General features: G+C 64.3%; 19 protein-coding genes. 7 read left to right on the forward strand and 12 right to left on the reverse strand.

Going from position 1 to position 20902, the window contains the following annotated elements:
• Positions 1–206: 206 nt before the first annotated feature.
• Positions 207–977, reverse strand: a complete 771-nt coding sequence (locus HAP41_RS34280) for a methyltransferase domain-containing protein (protein ID WP_166089322.1) — start codon at positions 975–977, stop codon at positions 207–209.
• A gap of 145 nt (positions 978–1122) precedes the next feature.
• On the opposite strand from HAP41_RS34280, the gene HAP41_RS34285 reads away from it, so the two are divergent.
• Both HAP41_RS34285 and HAP41_RS34290 read left to right on the forward strand, forming a co-directional pair.
• Complete coding sequence (locus HAP41_RS34285) at positions 1123–1866, forward strand: SDR family NAD(P)-dependent oxidoreductase (RefSeq protein WP_028150112.1); 744 nt, start codon at positions 1123–1125, stop codon at positions 1864–1866.
• Positions 1867–1963: 97 nt separating this feature from the next.
• Positions 1964–2347, forward strand: a complete 384-nt coding sequence (locus HAP41_RS34290; protein ID WP_028150113.1) for a YidH family protein — start codon at positions 1964–1966, stop codon at positions 2345–2347.
• Here HAP41_RS34290 and HAP41_RS34295 read toward each other — a convergent pair.
• The 3 genes from HAP41_RS34295 to HAP41_RS34305 all read right to left on the reverse strand — a co-directional run bounded on the left by HAP41_RS34295 (position 2316) and on the right by HAP41_RS34305 (position 5348).
• Positions 2316–2690 carry a hypothetical protein gene (locus tag HAP41_RS34295; RefSeq protein WP_166049347.1) on the reverse strand — a complete coding sequence of 125 codons (375 nt, stop codon included), beginning with the start codon at positions 2688–2690 and terminating at the stop codon, positions 2316–2318. The two genes, HAP41_RS34290 and HAP41_RS34295, sit on opposite strands and share 32 nt — an antisense overlap.
• 60 nt (positions 2691–2750) lie before the next feature.
• A complete protein-coding gene (locus tag HAP41_RS34300; protein WP_224580665.1) occupies positions 2751–4526 on the reverse strand; it encodes an AMP-binding protein in 1776 nt (591 codons plus the stop codon).
• Positions 4527–4994: 468 nt separating this feature from the next.
• Positions 4995–5348, reverse strand: coding sequence for a UBP-type zinc finger domain-containing protein (locus tag HAP41_RS34305; RefSeq protein ID WP_166089311.1), 354 nt, complete (start codon positions 5346–5348; stop codon positions 4995–4997).
• A 159-nt stretch (positions 5349–5507) separates the two neighbouring features.
• Between HAP41_RS34305 and HAP41_RS34310 the strand changes: the two genes are divergently transcribed.
• Entirely contained in the window at positions 5508–6764 is a 1257-nt protein-coding gene (locus tag HAP41_RS34310; RefSeq protein WP_248577136.1) for an amidohydrolase family protein, read from the forward strand.
• A gap of 61 nt (positions 6765–6825) precedes the next feature.
• On the opposite strand, the gene HAP41_RS34315 is transcribed toward HAP41_RS34310, so the two are convergent.
• From HAP41_RS34315 to HAP41_RS34325, 3 genes are all read right to left on the reverse strand, one after another.
• A complete protein-coding gene (locus HAP41_RS34315) occupies positions 6826–7827 on the reverse strand; it encodes an NAD(P)/FAD-dependent oxidoreductase (protein WP_224580992.1) in 1002 nt (333 codons plus the stop codon).
• Positions 7828–7835: 8 nt separating this feature from the next.
• The gene (locus HAP41_RS34320; RefSeq protein ID WP_166089269.1) at positions 7836–9830 is read right to left on the reverse strand and encodes a LodA/GoxA family CTQ-dependent oxidase; all 1995 of its coding nucleotides are present in this window, start codon (positions 9828–9830) and stop codon (positions 7836–7838) included.
• A gap of 69 nt (positions 9831–9899) precedes the next feature.
• Positions 9900–10112, reverse strand: a complete 213-nt coding sequence (locus tag HAP41_RS34325) for a hypothetical protein (protein WP_166089266.1) — start codon at positions 10110–10112, stop codon at positions 9900–9902.
• A 223-nt stretch (positions 10113–10335) separates the two neighbouring features.
• Between HAP41_RS34325 and HAP41_RS34330 the strand changes: the two genes are divergently transcribed.
• The 3 genes from HAP41_RS34330 (at position 10336) to HAP41_RS34340 (ending at position 12822) form a co-directional block, all read left to right on the forward strand.
• Positions 10336–11538: a zinc metalloprotease gene (locus tag HAP41_RS34330; RefSeq protein WP_206706249.1), complete on the forward strand. Its 1203-nt coding sequence runs from the start codon at positions 10336–10338 to the stop codon at positions 11536–11538.
• A 9-nt stretch (positions 11539–11547) separates the two neighbouring features.
• Positions 11548–12186: a hypothetical protein gene (locus tag HAP41_RS34335; protein ID WP_028156983.1), complete on the forward strand. Its 639-nt coding sequence runs from the start codon at positions 11548–11550 to the stop codon at positions 12184–12186.
• 177 nt (positions 12187–12363) lie between these two features.
• Entirely contained in the window at positions 12364–12822 is a 459-nt protein-coding gene (locus tag HAP41_RS34340; protein WP_166089259.1) for a hypothetical protein, read from the forward strand.
• A 65-nt stretch (positions 12823–12887) separates the two neighbouring features.
• Here HAP41_RS34340 and cax read toward each other — a convergent pair whose 3' ends face one another.
• Together cax and HAP41_RS34350 are read right to left on the reverse strand one after the other, a co-directional pair.
• Positions 12888–13985 carry a calcium/proton exchanger gene (gene cax, locus HAP41_RS34345; protein WP_166089240.1) on the reverse strand — a complete coding sequence of 366 codons (1098 nt, stop codon included), beginning with the start codon at positions 13983–13985 and terminating at the stop codon, positions 12888–12890.
• Positions 13986–14318: 333 nt separating this feature from the next.
• Positions 14319–15380, reverse strand: a complete 1062-nt coding sequence (locus tag HAP41_RS34350; protein WP_166089225.1) for an isocitrate/isopropylmalate dehydrogenase family protein — start codon at positions 15378–15380, stop codon at positions 14319–14321.
• A 171-nt stretch (positions 15381–15551) separates the two neighbouring features.
• Between HAP41_RS34350 and HAP41_RS34355 the strand changes: the two genes are divergently transcribed.
• Complete coding sequence (locus HAP41_RS34355) at positions 15552–16940, forward strand: MFS transporter (RefSeq protein ID WP_166105605.1); 1389 nt, start codon at positions 15552–15554, stop codon at positions 16938–16940.
• Between the two features lie 4 nt (positions 16941–16944).
• On the opposite strand, the gene HAP41_RS34360 is transcribed toward HAP41_RS34355, so the two are convergent.
• The 3 genes from HAP41_RS34360 to HAP41_RS34370 all read right to left on the reverse strand — a co-directional run bounded on the left by HAP41_RS34360 (position 16945) and on the right by HAP41_RS34370 (position 20862).
• Positions 16945–18567 (reverse strand): B12-binding domain-containing radical SAM protein, encoded by a 1623-nt coding sequence (locus tag HAP41_RS34360; RefSeq protein ID WP_038943609.1) that lies wholly within the window; start codon positions 18565–18567, stop codon positions 16945–16947.
• Positions 18568–18752: 185 nt separating this feature from the next.
• Entirely contained in the window at positions 18753–19592 is an 840-nt protein-coding gene (locus HAP41_RS34365; protein WP_166089221.1) for an aKG-HExxH-type peptide beta-hydroxylase, read from the reverse strand.
• Between the two features lie 22 nt (positions 19593–19614).
• Positions 19615–20862, reverse strand: coding sequence for a hypothetical protein (locus HAP41_RS34370; protein ID WP_224580663.1), 1248 nt, complete (start codon positions 20860–20862; stop codon positions 19615–19617).
• Positions 20863–20902: the final 40 nt, after the last annotated feature.

Here is a 20902-nt window from a genome sequence, read left to right on the forward strand (position 1 = left end):
ACCTCCCAACAACCTCTAAAACCGGGTTCTTTTTGTTTTGCAGCCCGGTTTGCAGCCCAGTAGTGGCAGCAATCCACCACCCGAACAACTAGACCTAAGCCCAATTTGCCGCAGGCAAGCTAGCTTGATGGCTGTTGTCCGCGCAACCCGGGACCCGCTTCCAGTCCCGGGTTGCGAACGGTTTATGTCGCATTGCACCAGTGCGATCAGTCCTTGCGCTGGGCGACCATGAACAGACGCCGGAACGGAAACAGCGTCTGCCCCGCCGCATTCTTCGGATAGGCCTTCGCCACCCGCTCGCCATAGGCGGCCTCGAACGCGGCCTTCTCGTCGCCCTGCAGGATGTCGAGATAGCGCGTCAGCCAGGCCCCCTTGGTCCATTCCTTCACGGGATTATCGCCTTCGAGCACCTGCAGATATTCGGTCTCCCAGATGTTGACGTTCCGGGAAAGCGGCGCGAGCAAATCATGATAGAAGGCCGGCCCTTCGACCGGCGGCGGGGTAACGAGATGCTCGACCTTTGACCGCCACGGACCGTTCAGCGCCGTCTCGCCGATCAGCACATGCGATGGCGCGAGGAAGTTGCGCGGCATCTGCACCGCAAGCATGCCGCCGGGCGTCACCTTCTCCATGACTGACGGAAACAGCGCCGCATGATTGGGCAGCCAGTGCAGTGCGGCATTGGAATAGATCAAATCGTATTGCCTGGCGGGGCGCCAATGGCCGAGGTCCTCGTGCGACCATTCCACATCCGGCGCCGCCTTGCGGCCCGCGGCCACCATCTCGGCCGAGCCCTCGACACCGGTCACGGTCGCGTCCGGCCAGCGTTCCTTGATCAGTTTTGTCACGTTGCCGGCCCCTGCCCCGAGATCGGCGATCGCGCGCGGGGCGAAATCCGGAATCCGCATCAAGAGGTCGACGGCGGGCCGAAGCCGATGGCCGGAGAATTTCAGGTATTGCTGCGGATCCCAGACCATTGCTCAACGCCTTTTCTTTTTCGTGTTTCCTTCGTCGAGGCTCTTGGTTACCACTGCTCGTCCCGCTCAGGCAATTCGCGAAGCCCGCGGGACGGGCAGGAAACGAACGACAAGAAGCAAAAAGCAAACAAGAGAGCGTGTGACCATGGACCTCGGGCTCAAATCGAAAACCGCAGTCGTGACAGGAGCGAGCATCGGCATCGGCCGCGCCATCGCCAAGGGCCTGGCTGCCGAAGGCGTCCGCGTGGTCGGCGTGGCGCGTCGCACTGATCTCCTTGCCGAGCTGGTGAAGGAAGTCGGCTCCGGCCTGATCACGCCGTTCGAGCAGGACGTGATGGCCAAGGACGCCGCGGAGAACATCGCGGCCTTTGCGCAAAAGGAGCTCGGCCATGTCGACATCCTCATCAACAATGCCGGCGGCAGCCGCCCCCTTCCCGTCGATGCGCCCGACAGCAAATGGGACGAGGCGATCGCGCTGAACTTCACCAGCTACCGCCGCATCGCGCATGCGCTGCTGCCGCAGATGATCGAGCGCAAATGGGGCCGCATCGTCAACATCACCGGCAAGTCCGAGCCGGAGGGCCTGAACGCCGCCTTCGCCGCAAAGGCCGCCGTGCACGCCTGGGCCAAGGGCCTGTCGCGCGAGATCGGCGAGCACGGCATCACCATCAACTGCATCCCGCCCGGCCGCATCATGAGCGAGCAGATCCGCCGCAACTATCCGCCGGATTATCGCGAGCGCTTTGCCGAGGAAGAAATCCCGGTCGGCTATTGGGGCGAGCCGGAGGACCTCGCGGCGCTCGCGGTGTTTCTGGCGTCGCCGGTGGCGCGCTACATCACGGGGACGGTGATCCCGGTGGATGGGGGGCTGCGGCGGTATCAGTTCTGAGGGCTTGCCCTGGCTTCGCATACAGTGCGCCCCGCCGCTCCGCTCCTGCGGGAATAGCGCGCGACGAACCCCATCGACAGCAACCAGAGAGGTCTCGATGATTGAGAGATACTCAGACCACGCGGCAAACGAGCGGACTTTTCTCGCCTGGGTCAGGACGGGCATCGCGATCATCGCGTTTGGCTTTGTCGTCGAGAAATTCAACCTCTTCGTCCGAACAATCGCCGAAGCCAACAGGACGGAGATCGGGTCTCGACTGCAATTCGATCGCTTCACGGGAGCGTTCAGTCACTATGACGGACTCGCGCTGATCGCGATCGGGATCGCAATCATCGTGATTTCGCTCTTTCGCTTCATCAGGACTGGCCGAATGATTGACGACGCACAATCTCATTCCGCCGGCGGCATCAAGACAGAACTGGTGCTCGCCGTTGTGCTGGGCCTGATCGTTACAGCGATGACCGTCTATTTTGCGCTCTGACTTTGGACCTAGCGGTGGCGCCGGCTTCCATCGACAACGTCTGGAGATCGCTTTGCATCACCATACGGGTCTGGGCATCGAGAGCGCCGAACGGCTCGTCCATCAGGATCACATCGGGGCCGACCTCGGTGTTGACTGACGTGATGTTGCGGCCGCGATGATGGACCGCATGTCTATACATATTCCAAGCCGCCGAAATGAGCAGGCCGAGGCCAATGGTGAGAATTTTGGCTTCGCGGGTTGAATGAAAGGCAGGGCCGGCTGCGGCATCGCCGCGGCGGCGCGTTGGGGTTGCGGCGTTCGCCGCACACTCGTCCACATCTACTGGCGTCGCCGCCGTCAATGACGCGGAGGCGGTCCCTTTAAGAAACACGCTCGGAAGGTCGGCGGCCGGGCTCTCTGGTCATGCATCAGTCGACGTGACTGCATTTCCTGCCGTCGACAACGCGCGTGGATGAGAGGCAAGCCGGATGATGTGCGGCGAGGCTGCTCCGCTATAGAGACTGTCGAGAATGGCGGAACGGTTCTTCAGGACCCCGCGCTGATTGATGTAGCCCTTGTCCGTTGTCTCGCCTGCCGCGAGCGACAGCGGCTGGATCTGGATGGCAACGGCCGATATCCGCGCGTTGGTCGCTGCCGCCAGGTTATGCTCGGTCAAGACCCGATGGACGTATGCGCGAACGCCGGAATCCAATGAAGGGGTGTCACCGGAATCCGCGCCTGTTGCGCCGTTAGCATGTCGCCTTGCACGGTCCGGATTGAGCCATACCAGCGCGACGAGAGAATCGCGGCCCTCGCCTCCGATGACCAGATCCTGCAGCACGCCGCCCATCCGGTTCAGGATGGCGGCACGCAGCTCGCCGACGAGCACCCACGTGCCTGTCATCATTTTGAAATTCTCCGAGAGACGCCCGGAAAACCTCAGGCCGCGGCAGAGGTCGGCGGCATCGATGAACGAGACCGCGTCGCCTACCCGATAGAAGCCCTCTTCGTCGAATGCTGCTGCGGACAATTCGGGTACTCCGAGATAACCGGGCATGACGTTCGGGCCACGGACCCGCGCCTCGTAACCGTCCATCGCCGGGACCAGCTTGAGTTCGATGCCGGGTGCCGGCAAGCCGATCTCTCCCGGCGCTTCGCACGGTCGATAAGACACGCAGATGGTCGGCCCGGCTTCCGTGGCACCGTATCCGGCCAAAATCGGAACTCGCTCGCCGCGGACTTCGATTGCATATTCCTGAAGCGTTGCCATTACGGACGCCGGGATCGCCGCGCCCCCGAAAATCATTCTGTCGATGCGATGGAAGAACTTCCGCCTCAGGTCTGGATCCTCGCCGAGCGCGGCGCATAACAACGCGTAACCGGTTGGGACATTGAATGAGGCCGTCGGAGAAACGTCGTGCAGATTGGCGATTGTTCGATGAAACGCTTCGGGCGTCGGTCGGCCATCGTCGATATAGAGAGAGCCGCCGTTCTTCAGAATTCCATTCAGTATGACGTTGCAGCCCATGGTATGATGCCAGGGCAGCCATTCGATCTGAACCAGGGGCTGCGAGACCGGCGTGACCTGAGCGGCCATCTGCAGCACGCTCGACATCATGCGATGGGTATTGATCACTCCCTTGGGAGAGCCGGTCGATCCCGACGTGAACAGGATTCTGCCGACGGTCTCCGCTCCGAGTGCTGCGAACGCCGCCTCAAACGCGTGACCCGGTGTCGCGGCGGATAGCTCCGACAGCGGCGTGGTATCCGCCGCCTCTTCCGCCGTTATCCATTCGGCCTGCGCAAAGCCGGGGATGGCACGGGCTTGCACGAAGGGATCCGCCTTCTGGGCAAACACAAACTTCGGCGTGAGGACCTTCGCGATGTCTTCGATGCGGCTGAGGCCACCTGGCAGAAGACTGTAGCTTGGCGAGATCGGCGCAACCTGCAGACCGATCGACATCGCGGCGAACTGGATCACCGCATTCTCGATCGAATTGCCGGACAGGATGGCCAGCGTATCGCCCGCTGCGCCACCCCGATCAATCAGCGCCTGCCCGACCGAGCGCACTCGAGACCAGAATTCGCCATAGCTGATCGACTGCCATGCATTGTCGCGGGTTCGTTGCGCGAGAAAGACGCGGTCCGGCGTTTCCTGAGCCCAGTGGGGAAGGTATGCGCAAATCGTCCCGCTCACTCCAGCGAGCATAATCCGCGATCGCAATATCAGGGTGCCGTCATCCCTTCTCGTGACCTCGATGTCGGTCGGTGGTGAAGGCATAGAACAATATGGCGTGGAAGCAGGATGGTCGAGAGCAGGCTGCACAGGCGTTCTCCTTTCGATATCCGCGAAGGCCCGGCTGAGGCGGCGGCGATCGACGCAAACGATCTGTAGTCCTCACGCGCAATGAGGCTCCTGCAGAACGTCGGGAGGGCAATATCTCGATGCTACGTTGCGTGAGAATTTCATCTTCGCGAGGATCGCGTTGCATTTGCAATGTCGCTGATCCGGCGCCACGGACACCAGTGAGGGTTCCAATGGGGGATTCACGGGTGCCGAGAGTTCGCGCAAGACGTCCGCCCGTGAGTTCACGCGCGATGCCCGGAAGCAGCCCCGCTGCTAAACGCGCTCGTCGGCTATGGACCAGTTGCCAGAGGCTGCGACCTATTCATGCAGCAGCGATTGCCAGTCCGGAGGCACCGCGCCGTCCGGCCCGGGCACCGGCTGGTCCAACGGATGCGCGTGCGGGCCTTGCAGCTTCGGGCCCGCGAAGGGCTGTCCCGTGCGATAGTCGAAAAACCACCGTTCGCCCGGCTCGAAGCTCGTGATAACAGGGTGACCCGTCGCCGCGTTATGCTTCGTTGCATGCTGATTGGGTGACGTATCACAGCAGCCGATGTGACCGCATTCGACACATCTGCGAAGATGAAACCACCATCCGCCAGCAGCCGAGCATTCCACGCAACCCGTTCCGCTTGGCTTGGCCGCGAGGTTGATGCCATCCCTGTCAGACTTCATCGATCTACTCACTGAAAGTGATTGCGGTCATCGCAAATCTTCGCCGCCATCGCATTTTGCCAGTGTTTCGCCCGACGGGTCAACCTCGCGACATCAGGGAGCATCTCGCGGGAGAATTGGAGAGGCGTTCACACAAAGTTGCGGCGGCGATGCACAGGCGTGACGCGAGGCATCGTTCGGCGACGAAAAATCGGCGTATTCCAATCCCCAACAATCATTGCCCCGCTGCGGCCGCACCACAGACAGCGGAGGACGAAACGTTCTGCCGATAGAAGCACCACAGGCCTTGGCTTTGCCAGTTCGTCACGGGAGACGTGCGACATGAACAAATGGGATCAAAAATCTCGAGGGCATCACGCCTGCCCCACCTGCTACGGCCCGCCCTCGTCGCGCCGCGGCTTCCTCGCGGGCGTTGGTGCACTTGGCCTGGCCGCGGCCGTCCCCGCCGTTGCGGTGCACGGACAGACCAGGCCAGTGCTGATCGACACGCACCTTCATTTCTATCCGCCTGAATATCAAAAGCTTTGGCTTGGCTACGAAGACGCACGCAAGCAGCCGCACTTTCCCGGCCAGGTGGCCTGGACCCGCGAGAAGCTCATCGAGGACATGGACCGCAATGGCATACGTACAGGCATCCTGTCGGTCGCCTCCACGCCAGGCGTGTGGTTCGACCTTGGGCCGGCGGAAGCCGGCCGGCTCGCGCGCGCCTGCAACGAGTACGCGGCGGACATGATGCGCGACCATCCGGGCCGTTTCGGCCTGTTCGCGACCTTGTCGATGCAGGACGTCGATGCCACGCTTAGGGAGATCGAATATGCGTTCGACACGCTGAAGGCGGACGGGATCGGGCTGCAAAGCAGCTACGGCGACAAATGGCTCGGCAATGTCGCCTACAGCCCGGTGTTCGAGGAGCTGAACCGTCGCAAGGCGATCGTTTATGTGCATCCGCTGGTCGCGAGTTGCTGTAGCGCGCTCAGCGTCGGCACGTTTCCAGCGGTGATCGAAGTCCCGCACGACACCACACGCACCGTGACGAGCCTTCTGCTCAGCGGCGCATTCGCCCGCCATCGCGACATCAAATGGCTGTTCTCGCACGCCGGCGGCACGATTCCGATGATGGCCGGGCGCATCAATTCGTTCTATGGGGCGCGGCCCGACCTGAAGGAGTTTGCGCCGGAAGGAATCGAAGGCGAGCTACGCCGGCTGCACTACGACACCGCGAATGCGACTTTCGCGCCCTCCATGGCCGCGCTGCTCAAGCTCGTACCCGCCTCCCAGATCACCTATGGCAGCGACTATCCTTACTTCAGCCTTGGCCAGTTCGCGCAGTTGCAGAAGCTTGGCCTCTCGACAGACGATCTCGACGCGATCGGCCATCAGAACGCGGCACGTCTCGTTCCCCGGCTGCAGGGTTAGAGGATCATCCCGAAAAGCGTGGAGCGGGCTTCGGAGCCCGATCGGCCTGCGAAATCATGCTTCATTGCGCGATCGTTTTTGCCGGATCGGCCCATGACTGCGGCGCCGGAGGCATGGAGCCATAGACGCTGATGCGGCCTGCTTCGCAGTGAAGGAATGTTGTGGCGACCGCGTCGGAATACAATCGCGCCGAGGTCGGGCTCAGCCGATCGGCCGACAACAGCGCACCCGTCGCGACCAAAGCGGACGACAATGCGTTGAACAGGCCCTGAGAGGCAATCGGATCGAACGCCATCGCCGCATCGCCCACTGCAATCCAACCTTCGCCCGCGGCCTCCGAGAGGAGGCAAGCAGACGCGTCCACGCTGAGCAGCGCATCTCCAGCCGGTGTGCCGGACCTGCGAATGCGCCAAGTCTGCACACGCCCTCGCGGCCCACGGATGCGGTAAGACCAGGTCGGTCCATCGCTGCTGTATTCGAGCCACGATGCGGAACCGGCCGGCGCGCCATCAGCCGCATCCTCGACCAGTTCGGCGACCATGCGATCCCGGACGGCCACGCGCGCGCCCCGGCGCCGCGCAATCGCGGCGGCGCGCCCCGTTGCATCGACAACGATCTCCGCAAGGACGAGCTTCGCCCCAGCGCTATCACTCGCACGACAGATAACGCCGCGGTCCGGCGTGACGCCGATTGCGCGCAGCCCGCAAAATGTAACCCCGACAGCGACAGCCTCGTCGCGAAGGCGCTCGTCGAAACGGGCGCGATCAACCACATACCCGACGCGGCAGGGATGACGCAAAAAGTCCTCGTAGTCCGACGCGCCCGAACGGTGTGTTCGCCGAATCCCGAGACAGGCTCGGGCGATCGCCGGATCGTCAAGCAGATGTTCAAGTCCTACCGCCGCGACAGTGACGAGCGAGGCCGGAGCAAGCAGCTCGAGCCGCGTCGTCGGCGTGACGCCGGAATCTGCGACAATAACCGTGCGGCCCCTAAGGGCCAGCAGGCGTGCGGCGGTCAGGCCGGCAGGCCCCGCGCCGACCACGAGACAGTCGGTGCGCAGCACGTCCAAGGTCAGATCTCGCCCGGGCGATAGGTCCGCTTCGGCGGGGGAGCCGTCTTGCGTGCGCCGCGCCGCTGCGCCAGGCCCGCTGTCGTCTGCGGCAAGAAAAGGCTCTCCATGTCTTCGACTGCGTGGTACTTCGGATCGGCCGTGACATCGATCGGCCCGTTGCTGTCGCGGCGTCCCTGCTCGACCCGCAGATCCTGAACCGGCAGAGATGCAGGCGCGTTCTTCACCGGCAACACCATGCCGAGCTCGGACCATTCCGCAATCATGTTCGACAGGCGGTCATAGTAATCGTTGCCGCGGATGTCGCGCAACCAGTCGACCCGGTTCATCAGGTGCTTGAAGGTCTGCTGTTGCGTCGCCTGGCCGAGAGGCGCGATGGCGGCCGCACGCAGATAGTTTCCGTCTGCCAGAACCTGATCCGGGGCACGCGGTCCCCAGAACGTCGGCATCGACAGGAACGTCGACGGGAAGTAGTCGGCCGCCGAATTGCACGAGGTATGATCGGTCTGCCAGGGCACGCCGAGGAAACGGGTGAGGCAGCCTGCGGCAACACCGTCGTGCGGACCATTCGCGCCGGTGCAGACCGCCGGCGTGCGAGTACCCCCGAAGTCCTGCCGCGCTGGTTGCTCGCCGGCCAGGACCTTCAGCCGATACGCCGATGCCCACATCAGCGGAATCCGCATCACCCATGTCATCTCCATCGCGGGATGGAATGGGCCGCCGAGACAATCGTGCAAGGATGCGCGCTCGAGATGCATGACCTGGACCTCGGGAGCCAGGGCATCGAAGTCCTGCGGCTGCGGCGGCTGGCGCGACGGCCCGTCGGCGTCGAATGTTCCAGCAGCCCAACGCTTGAGGTGCGCGTACTGGGTCTTCGTCACGGCAAGCAGCGAATTCGAAGGCTTCGGCGGACCTTCGAAGAATTGGTCGACCGCATCGCCGAACACCTGCGCTATCTGATCTTCGATCAGTGCGCCGCCCGCGCCTGGATCGCGAAACAACGCCAGCACGGCCGTGCGCCACGCCGCATTCGCAGCAGACGTGTCGTTGAGCTTGGCGAGGACTTGCGCATTCTGCGCGTCGAGCGGCGAGCCAAAGCCATGAACGACGAAGAGCCCGTGGTTGACGCATTGCAGTCCGGTCAGGCGCTGAAAGATCGGTTGCACGTCGTTGACGAACGAGGTCTTGACCGGTCGTGGAATCCAGCCCTTGTCGTAGAACACCTCCCGCACCACGTCGTCCATCGTGACGAGACCGAACAGCCCCGGCGCGTAATTCGGCGGTGTAACGCAGACATAGCCGGGCTCCGCATCGATCGGTGCATGCCCCGCAAATGTCACTTGCGCCCGCACCGGCCCGTCGCTGACGTCATCGTGCCAACCTGGATTGTTAGCGAAAGTCAGGGGCCGGGTCCCTTTGCGGAATGGCCGCGAAACTCCATTGCCGCCGAGGAAGATCAGCCGCCCCTCCTCGTCGGTACGAAGCTCGCCGAGATAGACCGGCGAAGCCCAGAACGCGCCATCGTCCAGCCTGATCGGGCCAGCCCCCTGCCCCACGATGCTTCGCGGGGGTGGCGTGATGTCGAGCTTCCACCTGGCGTCCGGCAAAACCAGCTCGCGATTTCGCTGCAACGCGTTCTGGCTCAGCGGGCCGAGGTCCATTGCCTGGTTGAACTCGTACCAGCCGGCCTTGAGGTTTGCGATGCAGACGCGCCACTCGATCTTCGCGGATGCAGCGGTCACCTCCTGCACGCTGCCGTCCTTCATGTGGGCGTAGATGCGGAAGCGCGCGGCTTGCAGCTTGATCTCTCCGTTCGCGGTGCGAAAGTCCTCGACAAAGCGAGCCGGCTGTTCCGGCGTCGTGCCGGGCAAGGTCGACGCACCGCCGATCATCTCGGGGCCGATGACGTAGTCGCCGGCGCCTTGCGCGTTGCCAACGCGGGCGACGCCGATGGGCGGATAGACTTTCAACGCTGCAATTGCGTTTGGATCGATCATCGTCTGACCTCGATATCAAAAGGGATTGTCCAAAAACGGAGGCGTCGCACGAGACTTACCGCGAGACCATCAGCGCGGATGCTCCGGCTCATCCATCGGCTGTCCGATCAGGCTGCGCCTCACGGCGGCGGGCTTCTCGCCGGCCTCGATCCGCCGCCTCTGGAATTTGTCGATGAACGAGGCGCGGATGTCCTCGATCGGCTCGAACTCCGAACGTGGCGGCGCGGTGCTCTGCGGAACAGCTGCCGCGCCGAGCCCACGCGACTGAAAGCGATGCAGCATCGAACGTCCTCCGCGCAAATAATTCGCCGCAGAACTTGCTGTGCGGGGGGCCTTTCGCGACCGGCTCCGACAACAGGCTATGTCAACCGCGCTGCGTCCAAATGACCGATCCGCAGGGTTGGCTTTGTTCAATTATAGCGAGTAGTATAGTATCAATGTAGACCTAAAGTCCACGCGACAAAGCGAAGCTCGCGTTACGGGTCATCAAAGCCGGAACAACACCATGTGCATGATGTGCGTGCATCGCGGCTCGGGCGTTCCCAGACTCAAACCTCGCAAGCGCCGCCCGCTCGGCCTTGCTCAACCGCAGACCGGCGTGCAGGTGCGCGGCGTCGAGATCGTCCAGTGCGTTCAGGACGTGACGAATTCGGTGCCGCTGGTCGCCGATAAGGCAACGCTCGTTCGCCTCTATCTTGAACCGACTTCGGTGTCGCAGCCCGGTCAGATCACCGCGGAAATTGCGTGGAGCCGGAGCGGCGGAGGCGACACGTTCCTCCCGGCCCTCAACTCGCTTCGGGTGGACCCGGGCTCGCCCTTCAGTCTCCGCGAACAGCGGGAAGACATCGACAAGAGCCTGAACTTCCGCCTGCCGGCCGCGGCCATCGGCGCGGGCACACTCAACTTGCGCATCAGCCGCATCTTTCAGCCCGGAGGCGGCGACCTTCCGGCGGCGGCGTTCAACATCGCGCCCGTAACATTCACGGCGGCGCCGCTGCTGCGCATCCGGGTGATCGGTCTTCGATACAAAGCGGGCACGACGACCGTCACCCCCGCTGCGGTCCACTTTTCGTATCTCAAGTCGTTTCTCAACCGCGCCTATCCTGTCGCCGCGCTCGAATGGTCCCACATGGTGGTGGACGCGGATTTTGCCGCGCCGTTCGACGACTCGACGGTCGATCTCGCCAATGCCCAGATCGCCGCGCTGCGAAGCCGCGAGGTGAGCAGCGGCGTCGACCCGCGCACGCACTATTACGGTCTCGTCGACGACAACGCGTCCAACAACTTCATGCGAGGAAAGGCGTTCGCCATTCCGGGCACGCCCCAGCCGGACACCGTCGCTTCCGGACCCGCGGGCGTGCCGAACGGATTTGCCGGCGATCGCGACGCGTCATACGCCGACTGGTACGGTGCTCACGAACTCGGACATACGTTCGGCCGGTTTCATCCGGGATTTCCCCCCGCCGCGCAGGACGCGAGCGATCCGACATTCCCTTATGAGAACGGCTGTATCAGCAAGCCGGACAACAAATATGTCGGTGTCGACACCGGGGATCACGAACTCGGCTTGCCGGCCGCTGCGTTGCCGGGGCTCACATATCACGACGTGATGACCTATGCAGACAACCAGTGGCTATCGGCGTACACTTACCAGGCGATAATGACCCGGCTTTTGGAAGAGGACGCCCTCGGTCCGCCGGTCGCCTAGGAGGATCCGATGAAGACCGAAATCAAGACCGGATCATTCGTTCACGTCGTCGCCACCATCAACAAGACCGCTGGCGACGGCAAGATCATGTATGTGAACCCGTCGGTCTCCACCATCGCGTCGGACGCCGCCACCGACAAGGACGTGGAACTCGTGGCCTACGACGACAAAGGCAAGGAAGTTTATCGGGAGCCTGTCGTCATTCGCCGGTCGTCTGCCGAGCCCGACCGGCCGAACGAGGTCGGTCTGATTCAGGCGGACCTTCCGCGCGTGAGCGGCATGAAGTCGGTAAGCCTCCAGCTCAAGGGGAAGGAGATCAGCAGGTACGAGGCCGGGGCGGCACCTCCCGGGCCGGCCGCAGGCGCCACCTTCGGACTTGAGCTCGCCGGGGCTGCGGCAGCCAGCCGGCGACCATTAAAGATCGACCAGCTCGGCGGATTGCAGCCCGTCGCCGGCGTAACCTACTCGGTCCAGGTCAAGCCGGACAACAGGTCGACGTGGGACACGATCGCTGTGAGTCGTCCCACCCCCGAGGTGGACGTCGATCGCAATCAGTTCGCCGGCGCCAAACGTGCCGCGGTACGCGTGTTGCGGACGACCGGATTCGACGAAGAAATCATCGCGGAAGATACGGTCGACTTGAAGTAGCCGCCCGCAAGGAGCCTGCGCGTGCTTACCGACGGCATCGCACATTGATCCCGTCGAGGTCCAGGCCGGATACGCCGTCGACGCTTGATCTAGATCAAACCCGCCGCGGCATTGCCATCCCGGAATGGTTACGGCCGCGCAGAAAGCGCCGCCCGTAAGCCAAGGAGATGATCGATCATGACATCCTCGAATTCCCTGCGTGCCTTCGTTCTCGCCGGAGCCGGCGCCCTGCTATCAGGCACAATCGCTCAGGCCGGGCCGATCCCGACGCATCTTTCGACGATGAAATCGATGGTCGATCAGACCACCACCGAAGTGCGCTGGGTCGGCGGCTGGCGCGGCGGCTACGGCTATCGCGGCGTAGGCTGGGGCTACCGCGGCGGCTGGGGTTATCGCGGCTACGGCTATCGCGGCCTCGGTTACGGTGTGGCCGCCGGCGCGGTCGTCGGCGGCGCAATCGCGCGGAGCGCTTATTACGGCGGCTATGGCGGGTACAACGGTGGCTACTATGGCGGTTATCCCGCCTATGGCTACGGCTACCCGGCCGCATCGTATTACGGTTATGGCGGCGGCAACTACAGCTATGGCTATGGCGGCGACAATTGCCCGCCCACCGGCAGCTACTGGGCCTACTAGCGGGAAACGTATTCGCCGCTTCGGAGGATGGCTCGCCACGGGCCGCCATTCTCCGATGAGCCAATTCACCCCTGTGCCGGCGGGACGACATACAGCGTCAGCGCAAACACCGCATAAATGAAAATCATCAGCGCGCCGACGAACCATGCCGAGCGTCCACTGGTGGTGATGAAGGTCGCCGTGACTGTTGCGATCATCACCATGGTGACGGCGCCAGGCCAGAACTGAAGGTTCATTGGCGTCGGTCCCACGACATAACTGAGCAGCACGAGCGCGGGTGCAACGAACAGCGCGATCTGGGAGGCGCTGCCGAGCGCAATGCTGACCACCATGTCGAGGCGGTCCTTGCGCGCAGCGGCAAGGGCAACTGCAAATTCGGCAACGGCGCCAACCAGCGAAACGATGATGAACCCGACGAAAGCCGGACTCATGCCGAAGGTTTCCGCCGCCTTCTGCACGGATTCCACGAAGATCTCGCTCACCAGCGCCACCAGCACGGTGACGGCCAGCAGCGTTCCAACGGCTAGCCCGATCGGCCAGTGAGCTTCCTCCTGCTCGCCGTGATCGGCGTTTGCGAACAATTCCTTGTGCGTCCCGAGCGAGAACCACAGGCCAAGCGCGCAAGCCGCGATCAGCAGGACTGAAATGCCGACGCTGAGCGTGTGAATGACGGACCCGTCCTGCGGCAGATGCTCGAGGTCGGCGACCGCCGATGGCGCCAGCAGGGCGACCGTTGCCATCAGCAACAGGCCGGACGACAGCCGCGCGCCGGCACGGTTGTACTCCTGCACATGGTAGCGCAGGCCGCCGAGCAGCAGGCAGGCGCCGAGCATGAATGTCGCGTTGGTGACGATCGCGCCGGCAATCGAGGCCTTCACCAGCATGTACTCGCCTGCCCGCAGCGCCGTGATGGCGATGATCAGCTCCGTTAGATTGCCGAGCGTTGCGTTGAGCAGTCCACCCACGGCATCGCCGGTCTTGGCCGCGACCGCTTCGGTGGCGTGGCTGAGCAGCGCCGCCAGCGGCACGATCGCAAGCACGGCGAGCACGAACAGCAGCGTATGGGAATGCGGGGCGACCGCCTCCGCCACCAGCACGATGGGCACGAAGACCAGCATCCAGAGCAGAGGTGTATCCCGGATTTCCCTGAGCAGGGTTGTCATATGGGCCGCCCTTTCCATGGATGCGTTGATGGAAAGGTCCGGCGGCGCCGCAGGGTGAGTCTTGATCTGGCTCAAGCTGGCCAGAGGAGACGGGCCACTGGACGTCAGGAAGCGGACGTCGCGCATGATGAGAATGCGCCCTTGTCCCCGCCCGCTGGCACGATAGCATCATGCCAGTGTTTTGCCCGACGGGTCAACGTGATCACTGTCACGAAGGTCGTCGCGACGCGCTCCGAAAATCCCTTATCGATCAAGGAGCCTTCTACTGTGCATGGGGTTGTTTTTCGAGTTTTTGTGTTGCCCCCCAAAAAAGCGAAGGACACGCAGCGCCTCTCACTCCGCCTGCAAGATCTCCGCAATCGCAGCACCTGCCGCGATGGTGCCGAGCTTGCCGCCGACGTCGCGCGTCGCTCTGCCCTCGCGAAGCGCCTTCGCCACCGCGGCTTCGATCGCACGCGCCGCCTCCTCGTAGCGGACGGCGCCGGTCTTCTCGCCGTGCCAGGCCAGTAGCAACGCGGTCGACAGGATCAGCGAGACTGGGTTGGCGACGTCCTGTCCCGCGATGTCAGGCGCCGAGCCGTGCGCGGCCTGCGCCATGGCGAAGCGATCACCGACATTCAGCGAGCCGCCGAGGCCGAGGCTTCCGGAGAGCTCGGCCGTGAGATCGGACAGGATGTCGCCGAACATGTTGGTGGCGACGATGACGTCGAAGCGATCGGGGTTGCGCACGACATGCGCCATCATGGCGTCGACCAGGATGTCGTCGACTTCGAGGCCGGGATAGCCCTTTGCCGCCGCGCGGCAGATGTCGAGGAACATGCCGTCGCCGAGTTTCAGCACATTGGCCTTGTGCACGATGGTCAGATGTCTTCGCCGCTTCATTGCCAGACGGCAGGCGGCGTGCGCGATGCGCTCGCAGCAGAGGCGCGTGATCCGCCGCAGCGAGATCACGACGTCTGGCGTGACCAGCATCTCGCCATTGCCCTGCTCCATGTTGCGGTCGGCGTAAAACCCTTCGGTGTTCTCGCGCACGACGACGAGGTCGAACTCGCCGAGCCGGCCGGGCCGCCCCGCATAGGTGCGCGCGGGCCGGACATTGGCGTAGAGGTCGAGGCTCTTGCGAAAGTGCCTGGACGGGTTGATCTCGCCATGGGCCTCGTCCTTGAAGTCGAAGGTCGCGGTCGGCCCCAGGATCAGGCCGTCGGCGGCGCGGACGATGTCGAGCAACTCGGCGCGCACCGTCGTGCCGAATTGTTTCAGGCTCGCATGCCCGACCGCGTGCTCCTCGAGCCGCAAGTCAAGCTGGAAGCGCTCGGAGGCCGCGCGCAGCACGCCCGATGTCGCGGTCGTGATCTCCGGTCCGATGCCGTCACCGGGCAGAACGACGATTTGCATGGTGATCCCCCAAGATTGCAGCAGCTGGCGCGATCATACGCCAGCCGCCGGCCGCATCGCCTGACCTTCGCGCATACACAGCATGCAAGCATATGCCTGTGGAAGCGGCCTTCGGCGTAGTACATGCCGAAAGTCCCCTTTCACCACGCCGCCGGAGCAACGCGCCAGGCAATGACAATCACGTTACCTGCCGCCGCGCGCGAGCCCGACCATCCCATTGCCGACGGCCTTCCGGCCACGCAGCGGCGCTGGGCGATCGCCGCCATCTTCACCGCGCTGGCGATGGCCTCCCTCGACACCGCGATCGCGAATATCGCGCTGCCAGCCATTGCCGCCGATTTGCACGTCACGCCGGAGCAATCGGTCTGGGTGGTCAACGTCTACCAAATCGCGCTGGTGGCAACCCTGCTGCCGCTCGGTGCGCTCGGCGAGATCGTCGGGCACCAGCGGATCTATCTCGGCGGCCTGATCCTGTTCACCATCGCCTCGCTGTTCTGCGCGGTAGCATGGTCGCTGGACAGCCTGCTGGTCGCGCGCACGCTGCAGGGCCTGGGGGCCAGCGGCATCATGAGCGTCAACACGGCGCTGGTGCGCTTCGTCTATCCCGGCCGGATGCTCGGCCGCGGTTTTGGCCACAATGCGCTCGTGGTCGCAACCGCCTTCACTTTCGGTCCATCGATCGCCTCTGCCATCCTCGCATTCGGCCCGTGGCCGTGGCTGTTCGCGGTCAACATCCCGTTCGGTCTTGTCGCGATCGGCATCGGCTATGCGATGCTGCCGAAGACGCCGCGCGCCGATCACGGCTTTGATTTTCTCGGCGCGGTCCTGGCGTCCGCCTGCCTCGGCCTGTTCATCACGGGCATCGGTAGCGCCGCGCACAATCTGTCGCCTGTTATCGTGGGCATCGAGCTGATCACGGCCCTCGCACTCGGCTTCATCCTGACGCGCCGGCATGCCGACCATCCCGCGCCGATGCTGCCGATCGACCTGTTCAGCCGGCCGATGTTCGCGCTGTCGGCGGCGACCGCGGTGTGCTCGTTCGCCGTGCAGGGCCTCGCCTTCGTCTCGCTGCCGTTCTATTTCGAGGACGTGCTCGGGCGTTCGCAGGTCGAGACCGGCTTCTTCATGACGCCCTGGCCGCTGGTGGTCGGCATCATGGCGCCGATCGCGGGGCGCCTGTCCGACCGGCATGCGGTCGGCCTGCTCGGCGGCATCGGGCTCGTGCTGCTCGGCCTCGGCATGGCATTGCTCGCGATGCTTCCGTCCAATCCTGCCATCCCCGACATCATCTGGCGGATGGTGATCTGCGGCATGGGGTTCGGCTTCTTCCAGGCGCCGAACATGAAGGCCGTGATGTCGAGCGCGCCGCCGCACCGCAGCGGCAGCGCCTCCGGCATCGTCGCCACCGCGCGGCTGACAGGGCAAACGACGGGAGCCGCACTCGCGGCGCTCTGCTTCGCGCTGGCCGGTCACGATGGTGCGACCGTCGCGCTGGCGCTCGGCGCCGGCTTCGCCGCGCTCGGCAGCGTGATGAGCTTCCTGCGGCTGGCGGTGAAGTAAGCCTTCAGGCCAGGTGCCGGGCTGCGGTGGTGTCGAGCGTCGCAGCGGTCGGGATGACCGTCTCGTCATCGAGCGCAGCGAGGCGCCCGTCGATGGCTTCGATGACCTTGCGCGAGAACGGCCCGAGATGCGCATAGGCGGCAATCATCTGCACCGCGATCCGTGCCGATGACGTGTCGCGCTTGGCGCAGTTCATGAAGGTCTGCCACAGCGGCCCGCGCGCTTCGGGAAGGGCGGTGACAACGCGGTGCACCGTCTCCATCGCCCCGACCCGCGAGCGGATGTCGCCCTCGGCGAGCTCGGGGCGCTGCCTGGATCGGTCGAGCAGCGTCATCAGGCGGTCGACGCGTCCTGCGTAGGCGGCGGGGCTGTAGATGTGCTCCAGCACCCGCTTGTAGTCCGTCAGGATGTCGCGCAACGGGCGGACCGGATCGAAGTTGATGCCGTCCGTGCACTGATCGGCGCCGATGGTCGGCGCCAGATCGTGGCCCGGATGCAGCCGGCCTTCACGCTCGAGTCGGCGCGTGAGCTGCGTGTTCGGCAACGCATAGAGCAGGCCGACCATGGCGACGGGAATCGCGGCCTCCTCGATGAAATCGATCATCGCTTCCGCCATCGAGACCTTCTCGGTGTCGAAGCCGACGATGAAGCCCGCGGTGACGAGCATGCCGGCGGCATAGATCTTGTGGATGCTCTCGGCGATGTTGCGCCGCGTGTTCTGCTTCTTCCGCATCGCGACCAGCGTTGCAGGGTCCGGACTTTCGATGCCAACGAAGATGCCGAAGAAATTGGCCGCGCCCATCAGCTCCAATAGCTCGGGATCGTCGGCCAGGTTGACCGAGGCCTCGGTGGACAATTCGAAGGGATAGCCGTGCGCGCGCTGCCATTCGGCGAGCTGGGGCAGGAACTGCCGCAGCGACTTCTTGTTGCCGATGAAATTGTCGTCGACGAAGTCGAGATGGCCGCGGTAGCCCATCCGGTAGAGCGTCTCGAGCTCGACGAACATCTGCTCGACCGTCTTGGTGCGCGGCACACGGCCGTAGAGCTCGATGATGTCGCAGAACTCGCAGGTGAACGGACAGCCGCGCGAATACTGCACACCGAGGTAGAGATAGTCCTCGAACTTCAGGAGATCGAAGCGTGGCACCGGCGTCTTTGTTACGTCGGCCTGGAATTTCGGCGCAGTGAAGACGCCGGAGCGGGCCCCGCTTTCCCAGGCCGCGATGAACTCGTCGATGACGCTTTCGGCCTCGCCGAGCACCCGGAAGTCGGCCCGTTCGTAGACATGGGGGCTCGACGTCGGATCGGGTCCGCCGACGACCACCGGCTTGCCGGCGGCGCGGCAGAGTTCGATCAGGCGCAGCGTATCGGCCTGCTGCGGCAGCATGCCGCCGGTGAACACGACATCGGCCCAGGCGAGATCCTCGTCACCAAGGGGCTGGGTGTTGCAGTCGATCAGCCGGACCGTCCAGTCCTTCGGCAGCATCGCGGCCACCGTGATCAGGCCGAGGGGGGCCGCGGGTCGCTTCACACCCATCAGCTCGCAGGATTCGCCAAAGCTCCAGAACGACTCCGCCAAGAACAGCGGATAGAGCATCAATACGTTGCAGCGCTGCGGTACGTTCATGGAATCCCTTTTTGCTTCGTCCCAGTGTACCAGAGCGCGTTCGTCTTGCACCCCGGTAAAAAGGACAAACTGTCGCCGCAATGCAGCGCCGATCGGCCGTGGAACCGGCATTCACAGCCGAAAGTCGCCTCAAACCGCGTAGCTGGCGTTTAGGGCTGGAACCCGGTCCTGGGCAGAGCGGGCAATCAGACGCGCTCGCTGGCAAGCATCGTCCGGCTGCTCGCCAGGACGTCGCTGCACCAGGCGAAGAACGCGCCGAGAAACGCCCGGCCGGCCGCATCGGTGCGGGCATGCTGCCGCAGGGTCTCGAACCCCTGCTCCATCCGCGACGCATTGCGCGCGAGCAGTGCGCGGATGTCGCTGCGAACCTGCGGGTCGTCTTCCTGCTCCAGCATGTGCACGTCGAGCTGGGTGACGTGGATGAACGAATATTGCGCGTGCAGCACTGCGGTCATTGGACGCGGCCGGTCGACCACGATCGGGCTGGGATAGAGCTCGTCCTGCGGATTGCTGATGATCCGGATCGCATTCTCGTTGGCGACGCCGAATGCCCGGAGCTTGTGATGGGCCATTTCATGGACGATCGCCTGCGCGGTCGCGAGCGGGCAATTGACCGTGAGGCCGATGACGCCGAACCGCGCGTCGACCGAGTGGCTGGCCGAGCCGAGCCGGCCGGGCCCCTCGGTCGGCTGCTCGGTGTCGTGATAGCACTGGATGGTGTGCACGATATCAGGCCATTGTTTCGCAGCGAGCGGCCAGCGGCGGACGTAATGCAGCGCCTGCTCCAGCGCAGGGACGGCTTGCGCGTCGGGGACAAACCGCGGCGCCGGCAGCAGCGGATCCTCCGTGCGCAGGACAACCCTGCCCTCCGCGATGGCCGGCGCACCGTTCACCGGGGGACGCTGCGGCGGCAGCGGCCGCCAGGGCGTCGGCTCGATGTCGATCAGGCCGAGGGCGACCGCGGTATCGTAGCCGTCGGCCTGCGGTCGTGCCGTGCGTTCCCAGTCAATCGACGTCGCGTCCATGGCGATCTCTCCTTCGAACCGGTCAGTGCGGACGACCACTCGTCGCCGAGAGGGCCGCGGAGACTCGCCCTGCGCGTCCAGGCAGCAAGGCAAGCCCCATCGATGCCGCAAGCGTGTCCATATCCCCAAGCCGGTGCAGCGAGCGGTCGGTGCCGATCACGATCACCGATTTCGCGATCGCGCGGACAGCGGCAAGCGCTTCGCGGCCGCCAAGCCGTTCCGGATCGACGAAAGCGAGGTCGATGCCATCTGGTGCAAGACGCGACAGCGCCGCGATCGCCGCGATGCTGGTCCCGCCGAGCACGGGCAATGACGCACCCAGGCGCCGGCGCGCGGCTTCAGCTAGCGCGGCATTTTCCTCGGTGCCGTATAATCTCAGCTTTGGCCTCGTCTGCGCGATCAATTCCAGCAGCAAGCCATCGCCGCATCCGATATGCACGGCCGATCCCGCGCGGCGCAGCGCGGCGGTCTGTTCCCAGACCACCGTGCTGAAGCGCGAGCGCATGGCGAAGGGGTTTTCGAAACCGGTCGCTTCGAATCCGCCGCCGAGCTCGGTGAGGATATCGGCGCTGTCCGCGGGCTCGACCGCTGCGGCCTTTCGCTTGTCCAGGTGCGTCGCCGCCGCGCGTTGACGAGGCCGCCGATGCGACGGTGTGCCCTCATCGGACAGCCATGTGCAGCGGAAGGTGGCCGTCGCAATCTCGGCAACGCCATTGACAAGCGACGCACCCACCGTCCAATCCGCCATCTCTTCGAGCCAACTCATTTCCGCGGCCAATCCCAGCTGGCGGCCGAGATCGATGAACTCACGCGAAAGATCGCGCGTAGCGGAACAGTCCGCAGAACAAGGCGCGTGTCTCACCGGCCCCAGTCCCAGAACCGCGAGCGCGACATGGGCAGGTACGGCCGCCTTGTCCGCGCGCGCGAGGATGCCGGCCAACGGATCGCTTCCGCCGCGCCCAAGAAAGTCCGCCCAGGACCTTGCGCAGCATGCGGGATAGCCGAACCGTATCGCGGCCTGCTCCAGCCCGTCCGGCGCGGGCTCAGCGATCGATGTGTCGAGCGGCGCAGCGCCGATCAGGAACGCATAGTCGAGCAGCCGCTTCGGTTCCGCGATCGATGCTTCAAGCGGCCAGTCGGCGGCATAGCCGAGCGACGCCTTGACCGGCTTGGCCTCGAGGCCAATCGCGCGCGCCCGCTCGGTCAGGGCGTCGATGCCATCATAGCCAGTCCACACCAGCGTGGCCGGGATGCGCTTCCGGCGCACCATCTCGAATTCGATCGCTAGCGCCGCATGCCTGAGGCGATCC

The organism is Bradyrhizobium barranii subsp. apii (genome assembly GCF_011516635.5).
In the GTDB taxonomy this organism is placed as follows: Bacteria; Pseudomonadota; Alphaproteobacteria; order Rhizobiales; family Xanthobacteraceae; genus Bradyrhizobium; species Bradyrhizobium barranii.

Excerpts from the sequence above, each read along its gene's own strand:
- HAP41_RS34355 (WP_166105605.1), top strand. The coding sequence starts at position 15,552 with ATGACAATCACGTTACCTGCCGCCGCGCGCGAGCCCGACCATCCCATT.
- HAP41_RS34290 (WP_028150113.1), top strand. The coding sequence starts at position 1,964 with ATGATTGAGAGATACTCAGACCACGCGGCAAACGAGCGGACTTTTCTC.
- HAP41_RS34340 (WP_166089259.1), top strand. The coding sequence starts at position 12,364 with ATGACATCCTCGAATTCCCTGCGTGCCTTCGTTCTCGCCGGAGCCGGC.
- cax (WP_166089240.1), bottom strand. The coding sequence starts at position 13,985 with ATGACAACCCTGCTCAGGGAAATCCGGGATACACCTCTGCTCTGGATG.
- HAP41_RS34325 (WP_166089266.1), bottom strand. The coding sequence starts at position 10,112 with ATGCTGCATCGCTTTCAGTCGCGTGGGCTCGGCGCGGCAGCTGTTCCG.
- HAP41_RS34280 (WP_166089322.1), bottom strand. The coding sequence starts at position 977 with ATGGTCTGGGATCCGCAGCAATACCTGAAATTCTCCGGCCATCGGCTT.
- HAP41_RS34335 (WP_028156983.1), top strand. The coding sequence starts at position 11,548 with ATGAAGACCGAAATCAAGACCGGATCATTCGTTCACGTCGTCGCCACC.
- HAP41_RS34360 (WP_038943609.1), bottom strand. The coding sequence starts at position 18,567 with ATGAACGTACCGCAGCGCTGCAACGTATTGATGCTCTATCCGCTGTTC.
- HAP41_RS34320 (WP_166089269.1), bottom strand. The coding sequence starts at position 9,830 with ATGATCGATCCAAACGCAATTGCAGCGTTGAAAGTCTATCCGCCCATC.
- HAP41_RS34370 (WP_224580663.1), bottom strand. The coding sequence starts at position 20,862 with ATGGTGCGCCGGAAGCGCATCCCGGCCACGCTGGTGTGGACTGGCTAT.
- HAP41_RS34285 (WP_028150112.1), top strand. The coding sequence starts at position 1,123 with ATGGACCTCGGGCTCAAATCGAAAACCGCAGTCGTGACAGGAGCGAGC.
- HAP41_RS34365 (WP_166089221.1), bottom strand. The coding sequence starts at position 19,592 with ATGGACGCGACGTCGATTGACTGGGAACGCACGGCACGACCGCAGGCC.
- HAP41_RS34330 (WP_206706249.1), top strand. The coding sequence starts at position 10,336 with ATGTGCATGATGTGCGTGCATCGCGGCTCGGGCGTTCCCAGACTCAAA.
- HAP41_RS34305 (WP_166089311.1), bottom strand. The coding sequence starts at position 5,348 with ATGAAGTCTGACAGGGATGGCATCAACCTCGCGGCCAAGCCAAGCGGA.
- HAP41_RS34350 (WP_166089225.1), bottom strand. The coding sequence starts at position 15,380 with ATGCAAATCGTCGTTCTGCCCGGTGACGGCATCGGACCGGAGATCACG.